This is a genomic window from Paraburkholderia sejongensis, assembly GCF_020880815.1.
Lineage (GTDB): Bacteria > Pseudomonadota > Gammaproteobacteria > Burkholderiales > Burkholderiaceae > Paraburkholderia > Paraburkholderia sejongensis.
Window position 1 is genome coordinate 316,614 of record NZ_JAJITD010000010.1, and the last position, 9,118, is coordinate 325,731.

General features: G+C 67.0%; 8 protein-coding genes. 5 read left to right on the forward strand and 3 right to left on the reverse strand.

All coding sequences use genetic code 11. The annotated features are described in order from the left end of the window. Nucleotides 1–179 precede the first annotated feature (179 nt). From LJ656_RS21410 to LJ656_RS21430, 5 genes are all read left to right on the forward strand, one after another. A complete protein-coding gene (locus LJ656_RS21410) occupies nt 180–881 on the forward strand; it encodes a hypothetical protein (RefSeq protein WP_230511348.1) in 702 nt (233 codons plus the stop codon). Between the two features lie 182 nt (nt 882–1,063). Next, on the forward strand, nt 1,064–2,347 hold the full coding sequence (gene hemL / locus LJ656_RS21415; protein ID WP_230511349.1) for a glutamate-1-semialdehyde 2,1-aminomutase: 1,284 nt from the start codon (nt 1,064–1,066) through the stop codon (nt 2,345–2,347). 86 nt (nt 2,348–2,433) lie between these two features. Next, nucleotides 2,434–3,585 carry a bifunctional diaminohydroxyphosphoribosylaminopyrimidine deaminase/5-amino-6-(5-phosphoribosylamino)uracil reductase RibD gene (gene ribD / locus LJ656_RS21420; RefSeq protein ID WP_230511350.1) on the forward strand — a complete coding sequence of 384 codons (1,152 nt, stop codon included), beginning with the start codon at nt 2,434–2,436 and terminating at the stop codon, nt 3,583–3,585. A 15-nt stretch (nt 3,586–3,600) separates the two neighbouring features. After that, the gene (locus tag LJ656_RS21425; RefSeq protein ID WP_230511351.1) at nt 3,601–4,236 is read left to right on the forward strand and encodes a riboflavin synthase; all 636 of its coding nucleotides are present in this window, start codon (nt 3,601–3,603) and stop codon (nt 4,234–4,236) included. After that, the gene (locus LJ656_RS21430) at nt 4,202–5,572 is read left to right on the forward strand and encodes an energy transducer TonB (RefSeq protein WP_230511352.1); all 1,371 of its coding nucleotides are present in this window, start codon (nt 4,202–4,204) and stop codon (nt 5,570–5,572) included. The genes LJ656_RS21425 and LJ656_RS21430 overlap by 35 nt, the downstream gene beginning before the upstream one ends. Here LJ656_RS21430 and LJ656_RS21435 read toward each other — a convergent pair whose 3' ends face one another. The 3 genes from LJ656_RS21435 to LJ656_RS21445 all read right to left on the reverse strand — a co-directional run. Next, nucleotides 5,573–7,153: a GTPase gene (locus tag LJ656_RS21435; protein ID WP_230511353.1), complete on the reverse strand. Its 1,581-nt coding sequence runs from the start codon at nt 7,151–7,153 to the stop codon at nt 5,573–5,575. After that, the gene (locus LJ656_RS21440) at nt 7,150–8,406 is read right to left on the reverse strand and encodes a GTPase (protein ID WP_230511354.1); all 1,257 of its coding nucleotides are present in this window, start codon (nt 8,404–8,406) and stop codon (nt 7,150–7,152) included. Before LJ656_RS21440 ends, LJ656_RS21435 begins: the two co-directional genes overlap by 4 nt. 183 nt (nt 8,407–8,589) lie before the next feature. Next, nucleotides 8,590–9,118: dioxygenase family protein (locus LJ656_RS21445; protein ID WP_486650951.1), on the reverse strand; the 529-nt coding region annotated here is incomplete at its 5' end.

Below are 9,118 nucleotides of genomic sequence, written 5' to 3' on the forward strand. Positions count from 1 at the left end.
CGCACATGGCGCCGTCGCGCCGCCCCCGCGCGGCAGCCGCGCCGCCGATCCGTTAAGCTGCCGCGAGCCGCGCCGGGGCGCGCGTGGCGACACGCGATTGCATGTCCGTCGCGACCGGGCCAAACAACCGTTTGACGCCAGACGTCCGCCCCCTCCCCTGACTTCGTTGCGAGCCCGCGATGACCGCTTTCCTGCTGATCTGGAGTCCCAAGAAATGGCCGTGGCCCGAGTTGCCCGACGTCGCCAGGCGCGTTGCCGCCGGCGAAGCGGTGGCGGACGTCTGGGGCTGCGGCTTCGCGCGCGGCATCCTGCCCGGCGACCGGGTGTTCCTGCACCGGGTCGCGCAGGAACCGAAGGGCATCTTCGGCTCCGGCTACGTGACGCGCGCGCCGTACGAAGTCCCCGACGCGTCGACCAAACGCGGCTACCGGCTATGCATCGACTTCGTCTACGACTGGCTCGTCGACGCGCATCAGGCGCCGGTAATCGCGCGCGAGCAGTTGCGCGTGCATCCGTTTTCGGTGCAGACATGGGATGCGCAAAGCTCGGGCACGATCATCAAGCCGATCGCCGAGGGCGCGCTGGAAAAGCGCTGGGCCGAGCTGACCGGCAAGCGCAAGCCGCCGAAGCTGAGCCCGCCAGCCAGTGCGCCGCGCTCGACGAAGGTCGCCGCGCATACGGCCGCCGCGCAAAAGAGCGCGGCCCGCCTCGCCGCGGCCGGGACGAAACCGGCAACTTCAGCCACGCACGCACCGGTCGAACCGCCGAAGAAGCGCGCCGCGGGCGGCAAGATTGCACCGAGCAAGCCTGCGCCCGACGAGTCGCGGACCCACCGCGCGTCGGCACGCAAAACCGCGTCGAAAGCGCCGCCCAAAAATTAGCCAATCGCCATCGCCACCGCGCTGAGGCGCCCCTCGACCGCGCCGGCCAAGCGCCGCCCCGCACAGCCCGCCGACGCCGTCTCCGGTACAATTTCTCGATCCATCACAGCATCGCGCGAAGTGCCCGCGGGCATCGCCCCCGGCCGTTCGCGCCGCGACGCAACCCAATTCCAGCCATCGCCATGTCCAGAAACGATACCCTCTTCGAACGCGCGCAACGCACCATTCCCGGCGGCGTGAACTCGCCGGTGCGCGCTTTCCGCTCCGTCGGCGGCACGCCGCGCTTTATCGAACGCGCGCAAGGCGCGTACTTCTGGGACGCGGACGGCCAGCGCTATACCGACTACATCGGCTCGTGGGGCCCGATGATCGTCGGCCACGTTCATCCGGAAGTGCTCGAAGCCGTGCAGCGCGTGCTCGCGAACGGTTTCTCGTTCGGCGCGCCGACCGAATCGGAAGTCGAGATCGCCGAGGAAATCTGCAAGCTGGTGCCGTCGATCGAACAGGTGCGGATGGTCTCGAGCGGCACCGAGGCGACGATGAGCGCGCTGCGTCTCGCGCGCGGCTTCACGAACCGCAGCCGCATCGTCAAGTTCGAGGGCTGCTACCACGGCCACGCGGACAGCCTGCTCGTGAAAGCCGGCTCGGGTCTGCTGACTTTCGGCAACCCGACCTCGGCGGGCGTGCCGGTCGACATCGCGAAGCACACCACGGTGCTCGAATACAACAACGTCGCCGCGCTCGAAGAAGCGTTCAAGGCGTTCGGCAATGAGATCGCATCGGTGATCGTCGAGCCGGTCGCCGGCAACATGAACCTCGTGCGCGCGACGCCGGAATTCCTGCAGGCGCTGCGGCGTCTGTGCAGTGAGTACGGCGCGGTGCTGATTTTCGACGAAGTGATGTGCGGCTTTCGCGTCGCGCTCGGCGGCGCGCAGCAGCTGTACGGCATCACGCCCGACCTCACGTGTCTGGGCAAGGTGATCGGCGGCGGCATGCCGGCGGCGGCGTTCGGCGGCCGGCGCGACATCATGGCCCACCTCGCGCCGCTCGGCGGCGTCTATCAGGCGGGCACGCTGTCGGGTAACCCGATCGCGGTCGCGGCCGGCCTGAAGACGCTGCAACTGATCCAGGCGCCCGGCTTCTACGACACGCTCGCCGCACGCACCACGCGTCTGACGCAAGGCCTCGCGCAGGCAGCGCGCGAAGCCGGCGTGCCGTTCGCGGCCGACGCCCTCGGCGGCATGTTCGGCCTGTACTTCCGCGAGTCGGTGCCGACGAGCTTCGCCGAAGTCACGCAAAGCGACGCGCCGCGCTTCAACACGTTTTTCCACAAGATGCTCGACGCCGGCGTGTATTTCGCGCCGTCCGCGTACGAGGCGGGCTTCGTATCGAGCGCGCACGACGACGCGGTGATCGACGCGACGATCGAAACCGCGCGCGGCGCGTTCGCGTCGCTGAAGGGCTGAACCCGGGCCTCTGCCGAGGCCTCGACAAAGCACTGAAGCAAAGCCCGCTCTTCGCGGGATCCCGTCACCGCAGTCAACGGACACCGATGTTTTCGCAAACCGATTTCGTTCATATGGAACGCGCGCTCGCGCTCGCGAAGCGCGGCATGTACACGACCGATCCGAATCCGCGCGTCGGTTGCGTGCTGGTCAGGAACGGCGAGGTGATCGGCGAAGGCTACACGCAGCCGGCCGGCCAGGATCACGCCGAGATTCGCGCGCTGAAGGATGCGCGCTCGCGCGGTCACGACCTGCGCGGCGCGACCGCCTACGTGACGCTCGAACCGTGCAGCCACTTCGGCCGCACGCCGCCGTGCGCGAATGCGCTGATCGAAGCGCAGGTCGGCCGCGTGATCGCGGCGATGGAAGACCCGAACCCGCAGGTGTCCGGGCGCGGTCTCGCGATGCTGCGTGACGCCGGCATCGAGGTTCGCTGCGGCCTGCTTGCGAATGAAGCGCGCGAGCTGAACATCGGCTTCGTCTCGCGGATGACGCGCGGCCGGCCGTGGGTACGGATGAAAGTCGCGGCCTCGCTCGATGGCCGCACCGGCCTGCCGTCGGGCGAAAGCCAGTGGATCACCGGCGCCGCCGCGCGTGCCGACGGTCATGCGTGGCGCGCGCGCGCGTCGGCGATTCTGACCGGCATCGGCACCGTGCGCGAGGACGATCCGCGCATGACGGTGCGCGCGGTCGAAACCCCGCGCCAGCCGCAACGCGTGCTGATCGACAGTCAGCTGGACGTGCCGCCCGACGCGCAGATTCTGGCCGGCGCGCCGACGCTGATTTTCTGCGGCCATCTGGATGCACGTCTGGAACAACGCGCGAGCGCGCTGCGCGACCGCGGCGCCGAGATCGTGCCGCTGCCGAACGCAGCCGGCAAGGTCGATCTGCCGCAACTGCTGAACGTGCTCGGCGAGCGCAACGTCAACGAACTGCACGTCGAGGCCGGCTACAAGCTGAACGGCTCGCTGCTGCGCGAAGGCTGCGTCGACGAACTGCTCGTCTATCTCGCGCCGAGTCTGCTCGGCATCGAATCGATGAGCATGTTCAACCTCGCCGCGCCGGAGCTGCTCGAACAACGCGTGAAGCTGAACTTCCACTCGGTCGAGCGGATCGGCGACGATCTGCGGATCCTCGCGCGCTTTGCGCCGCCCTACGTACCCGGGACCGACGCCGTGTCCCCCACCGTTTCGAAATGATCAAGGACTAGCACGATGTTTACAGGAATCGTCGCGGCAGTGGGCCGCATCGAATCAGTCAAGCCGCTCGGCACCGGCGGCGACGCCGGCGTGCGGCTGAACGTCGAAGCCGGCGGGCTCGACCTCGCCGACGTGCAGCTCGGCGACAGCATCACGATCCAGGGCGCCTGCATGACGGTGGTCGCGCTGACCGACCATTCGTTCGAAGTCGACGTGTCGCGCGAGAGCCTGAACCGCACGGCCGGGCTCGGCGAGACCGGCGATGTCAATCTCGAGAAGGCGCTGCGCGCGCACGACCGGCTCGGCGGCCATATCGTGTCGGGCCACGTCGACGGGCTCGGCACGGTCACGCGTTTCGCGCCGGTCGGCGAGTCGCACGAACTGCGCATTCTCGCGCCGCGCGACATCGGCCGCTATCTGGCGTACAAGGGATCGATTACGGTGAACGGCGTGAGCCTGACCGTGAACTCGGTCAACGATCGCGACGATGGCTGCGAGTTCTCGATCAATCTGATTCCGCATACGGTGCAGGTGACCTCGCTCAAGCATCTGCGTGAAGGCACGCGCGTGAATCTGGAGATCGATCTGATTGCGCGCTATGTGGAGCGGATGCTCAATGCGCCGAAGGACGGGAAGCAGGCGTCCAGCTAAGCCGGACTTAAGCGAATCCGGCGATCGATTTCAGTACGCAGTGCAGTCCCGACCTAAAACGACAATGACGACCATGCATCTGCACCATCGCCCGGACTCGCTGCTGCGCCGCTCGGTCAAAGCGGCTGGTTTACTCGCCTGCGTGCTGGGCGTCACTGCTGCCGGCGCGGCAATCAACGCCGATCCGCCGCCCAGCGGCGCGGACACAGCTCGCGCAAACCCGGCCGCGGCGCCTGCCGCAAGCGGCGCGCCCGCGGCACCGGATAACATCCGGCTGCCGTCGTTTCCGGGCGGCGCCGCAAGCCCGTCGCTGTTCGCGAACGCACTGCCGTTCCAGCCCGGCAAACCGCTCGACGCCGCCGATCTCGCCGGCCGCCTGAACATCGATCCGAACTCGTCGAAGGGCAAGCTGCTCGCCGACTGGACCCGTAAAGTGGCGGCCGATCCGGACATCAACCGTTACTACCTGAGCACCGACAGCAATCCGGCGACTGCCGGCCAGGCTGTGCTGGCCCGTACGCTGGGCATCCTCGACGCGATGATGCGAATCTCGCAGCAGGATCGCGAGCAGTTGACGGGTCTGACGACCCGCGCGCTGGCGAACGCGCCGCCCGATTGCGGCGGCGTGAAGAACCTGCAACTGATCACGACGCGCTATCTATCGTTCGGCACCGACAGCGACGCCGACCTCGACGCGCAATTGCAGGCGATGTTCAACCTGATCAAACAGTCGACGCAGACCACCCCGCCGCCGCAGCTGACCCCGGGGCAACGGCTGCGCGGGCAACTGGCAGTATCGGTCGCGCTCGCGGACGCGTTGAAACGCGCGCCGTCCGCGGCCGACGACCTCGGCATGCTGATGAGCGGCAGACAGGCGGAGCTCTCGCCCGAAGCGTGGTGCAACGCGATGCGCGTCTATCGCAAGGCGCTCGATAACACCCCGCAACCGGCGCGCGATTGGGCCGTGCTCGCGGAGCTCGACACCAGCCGGCGCTCCGCCGCGTTACTGATCAACGCGTTGAAGAATCTGACGGCCACCGCCGCGGCGCGGCAAGCGGCCAGCGCGCCACCGGTGTTCGATTACGCGGAACGGGTGCGGCAGCGCGTGCAGCCCAATATCGTCTGGAATGGCAAGACGGACCGGCGCGAAACCGTGCTCGAGGTGCGCTGCTCGTCGGCCGGCAACCTGGAGTCGGTGAGAATCGTTCGATCGAGCGGCGACCGGAACTGGGACAAAGCCGCCGTCGAAGCGGTCAAGCGCTCCGACCCGCTGCCGCGCGATGAAAACGGCGAAACACCGCGCACGTTCACGATCACGCTGAGGCCGGGTGTTTGATTAGATCGACTCGGACCGCAGCTTCGACTTCAACGCGAGCAGGCGTTCTTCGTGCTGCGCCAGCACTTCGTCGAGACGCTCAGCGCGCTTCATCACGCGGGTAATCGACGCACGGCACTGTTGCGCGGCATCGGCGGCCAGCCGCAGCACGCAGTCGCGAATCGCATCGGTCAGCGCGGCATGCACACGTGTGTAATCGACACCGGCAATCTCACTCGGCCGCCCATCCTCACGCACGCGCTGGGCGACGACGTCTTCGAAGTCCACGTGCGCATCGAGTTCGATACGCGCGAGCGAGCCGTCGGGCACGACTACGTAATCGCCCAACAGCTTCTGCGCATCGCCAGAGAACCGTTCGGCAATCGCTTGCGACAGCGTATTGCATAGCCCCTTCACGTCGTGCGCGGTCGCATGCGCGTCGAGTAAGCCGGGCAGCGTCGGCACGATGCCGCGCCATACCGCATTGGCCAGTTGTTCCTGCCGTTGCTCGAGCAGCGCGAGCGCACTTCGCGCCGCCCCGTTCAGCGCGGCGAGCAAAGGCACTGCATCGCGCTGCAAATACCCGAGCACGTTTTCTTCCAGATGGTGCAGCAGTATCTCGGCGCGCTTGCGCCGCTTATAAGCGAGCGCCGGTTCGGTGATGGCGAGCAAAGCCGCGTAAAGCCGCTCGAAACCGGCGTCGTGCAGCGCGTCGGGCGTCTGCCCTTCGACCCGTGCCACATACGCGGAAATCGACACCGGCGCCTTCAACAGGCCCGCCTCGACGCTCATCGCGACGAGCTTTTCCTGTGCGCGAGTGAGGATGTCCTGCTCCTGCAACGCGCGCCGCTGCGGGCTCTTGTTGCACAGGCATTTGACGAGTTCACCGTCGATCTCGTCTTCGTCGTACTCGTCGCTGCGCGTGACGACCGGCAGCAATGGTTTGTTCCGGTGCAACTCCCGGCCGAGCTCGTCGAGTTCCTGCACCTGGCCGGGCGACGTCGAACTGGTCAGCCACAGCACGCCGTCGGCGCTATCGGTGAAGCGCTGCGTCAGCGCGGCGTTTTCCGGCGTCACCGAATGCAGACCCGGCGTGTCGAGCAGCACCAGCTTGTTGCCGAGCCGCACGCCTTGCAGCCGCGAGGTCGTTTCGGTCGAGCCTTCCTTGAAGGGTTCGCACGTCTCGACGACCCAGCCCGCGTCGACGTGGAAATACTGCACCGCGCGGCCGTGCGCGGCGAAACGCTCGGCGAGGAAATTGCAGAACGAACTCTTGCCCGCGTTGAACTTGCCGAACACCAGCAGCAACGCTTCATCGTCGAAACGATCGGCGAGCGCCTGGGTCTCCTGGTGATCGGCCCATTGCTGGGTCCACGCCGGCACGCTGTCGCGCAGCAGCGCATCGAGCGCATCGACCTGAACGGTCAACGCGTGATGCGCGTGCAAACCATCCGGACAGAACCGCGTCGCTTGCAGATCGGCATCGAGCTTCACGAGCCAGTCGTTCAGCGCATGCAGTTGCGCGTCGATATCCTGCGCGACGAAATCGAACGCGTCGACTTCCGCGATAAAACGCTGCTCGACGCTCGCGTCCGCTTTCATGCGCGTGCCTCCAACGTCCGCAGTGCGAGCGCGGCCTGCGCCGACGCGGCGATCGACGCCTCGGTATCGGCGATCTGCGCGGCCAGCGCCTTGCGCTCGTCGGACAGTTCGTAGTAGTGGATGAACTCGCGCTGCATGCGTTCGCGCCCCGATGCCTCGCAGAACATGCGGCGCAGATCCTTGCGCAATTTCACCGACACGCCCATCACCGCGATCATCACCGAATTCAGGCTCTTCGCGACGGTCCGCTGCTCCAGCGGTATAGCGATCACGCCGTGCGCGGCGAGCACCGCGTCGATTTCGATGCACGCGCGCGAGTACGCGATCTGGATATGCGCGCGCTCCAGTTTGCCCGCGGTAATCATGTACGCGTCCTTCGCGGTGTCGGGCACGATCGCGTGATCGGTGCCGAGCGCGTTCAGCATCGCGTCGATGTCGCGGGCCACTTTTTCGATCACCGACGACAGATCGCGATCGAACTCGCGGCGCTGCTGTTGCTGGGTTTTTTGCAGAATCCCCAGCGACGTCTGTTGCGCGGCGCGCAACTGCTGCAACTGCGCGCCGATCTCGCGCAGCAGCAGCGCGCGTTCGTGCGCGCGCGCCGCCGGCACACGCGCGAGTTCGGTTTGCAGCATCGCTTGCAATGCGGGAATACCGCTCTTTTCGAGCAGCAGCTTCTTGCCGCCCTCGATGCCCTTGCGATGCCGCATCGACGACACCGCGTTCAACACGATGCCGGGCATCTGCCGGTCGATCGCGGCGCCGACATTTTGCAGCTCGGCGTCGTCGGCCAACTGGTCGACCTGCGACAGCACGACCAGCGTTTGCCGGCCGGTGCGTACGCGGTCGGCGTCCAGCTCCGCGAGCAGCGTCAGTTCCTTCGCGTCGAGTTCACCCTCTTTCGCCGCGTGCACGAACAGCCGGATATCCGACTTCAGCCACGCGGCCCGCAACGCCTCGCGGTCGTCCGCGCTGCCGACGTCGGCGTCGAGCCCCGGCGCGTCGAGCCAGCGCACGCCGTCGTGCACGCTATCGGACAGCCGCACCGTTTCGCGCCGGTCGGACACGGCGAACGCGTCGCGGCCCAGCAACTCGTTGAGCAGGCTGCTCTTGCCGTGGTTGTATTTGCCGACGACGGTGACGACGGGCTCGCTGTCGTCGCTCAGAATCTGCAGGCGCGCCAGATCATGGGCTCGCTGCGGCAGCACGGACGCAATCTCGTGGGCGGCCTGTTCGCGAATTGTGCTCGACACCGTCGGCTCCTCGATGCTTCGGACAGTCGGCCAGCCACGCTGGCTGACCGCTAAAAAAGTTAGGCAATACGTGACAAATCCTCGTGGATGGCGAGCGCCACACACGAGGACCTGAAGGGGGTATTGGATGAGCTAGGCAACGCGACGGGCGGAGGCGCGTCGCCACGCCGCCGTCCCCGGCTTTTACGCCTCGGCCGAAGCGCGCAGGCGGTAGACCAGCTGGTTGTCCTTGCCCTGCACCAGCGGCGTGATCGTGAAGTTGAATTCGATCTCCTTGTACGCGTCGGCCTTCAGACCCAGCGCCGCGCCACCGGTCTTTTCGGTCACCGGCGGGATCAGTTCTTCACGCGTTGCATACGCGAAGTCGTCCCAGATCAGCGGATCGCCTTCGATGTTGAACTGCGTGGTCAGCTTGCGATGCGAGTCGCCCGTCACGAAAAAGTGCACGTGCGCCGGCCGGTTGCCGTGGCGGCCAAGGCCGTTCAGCAGCTGCTGCGTCGCGCCGTGCGGCGGGCAGCCGTAGCCGACCGGCATCAGCGTGCGGAATTCGTACTTGCCGTCCGCGCCGGTCTTCACCGCGCCGCGCAGGTTGAAGTCGGTTTGCGCGCCGGTCGGGTCGAAGTGCGAGTAAAAGCCTTTCGAGTTCGCGTGCCAGCATTCGACCACCGCGCCGGCGACCGGCTTGCCGTCCAGATCCCTGACCGTGCCGCGG